Below are 946 nucleotides of genomic sequence, written 5' to 3' on the forward strand. Positions count from 1 at the left end.
CTTGTACGTACACGGTTTCAGGTTCTATTTCACTCCCCTCACAGGGGTTCTTTTCGCCTTTCCCTCACGGTACTGGTTCACTATCGGTCAGTCAGGAGTATTTAGCCTTGGAGGATGGTCCCCCCATATTCAGACAGGATATCACGTGTCCCGTCCTACTCGTTTTCACTGATAATGCGCTACCGGTTACGGGGCTATCACCCTGTATCGCTGTGCTTTCCAGCACATTCACCTGACGCAAAACTAGCTTAAGGGCTAATCCGGGTTCGCTCGCCGCTACTGCCGGAATCTCGGTTGATTTCTCTTCCTCGGGGTACTTAGATGTTTCAGTTCCCCCGGTTCGCCTCAGCAAGCTATGTATTCACTTACTGATAACTGCTTATGCAGCTGGGTTTCCCCATTCGGAAATCCAAGAGTATAGTGATTCTTACCATCTTCTCTTGGCTTATCGCAGGTTAGCACGTCCTTCATCGCCTCTGACTGCCCAGGCATCCACCGTGTACGCTTAGTCACTTAACCATACAACCCCAAGGGGTCTGTTCGTATGGCTCAACAACCAAGGTTGTTCATCTGAGTATGATGAACTGTGTTTCGCCGGACTCTTACACAAGACACTTGAATGTGTGTTGCTTGAGAACTCGTTCCTACTTATTAAGTAGAAACTATTTAGTATTGAATTCAAAGAATTCAATTTACTAGTCAGCTTTCCAGATTGTTAAAGAGCATAACGCAAAAGCGTTAATCAATAACTGACGTTATTCATTAGCACTTTTGCTATTTCTAAAACCATTTCACCAAGCAATCTGTGTGGACACTGCATAAAACGCAGTCATATCGTTAAGGAGGTGATCCAGCCCCAGGTTCCCCTAGGGCTACCTTGTTACGACTTCACCCCAGTCATGAACCACACCGTGGTAAACGCCCTCCCGAAGGTTAAGCTATCTAC

General features: G+C 46.6%; 2 rRNA genes. Both read right to left on the bottom strand.

Annotated features, from left to right (window positions below):
- Positions 1-519, bottom strand: a 23S ribosomal RNA gene (locus C9J03_RS26355); the annotation flags it as partial.
- Between the two features lie 319 nt (positions 520-838).
- A 16S ribosomal RNA gene (locus C9J03_RS26360) occupies positions 839-946 on the bottom strand; the annotation flags it as partial.

The sequence above is a fragment of the Photobacterium gaetbulicola genome, from assembly GCF_003025515.1.
GTDB classification, from domain to species: Bacteria; Pseudomonadota; Gammaproteobacteria; order Enterobacterales; family Vibrionaceae; genus Photobacterium; species Photobacterium gaetbulicola.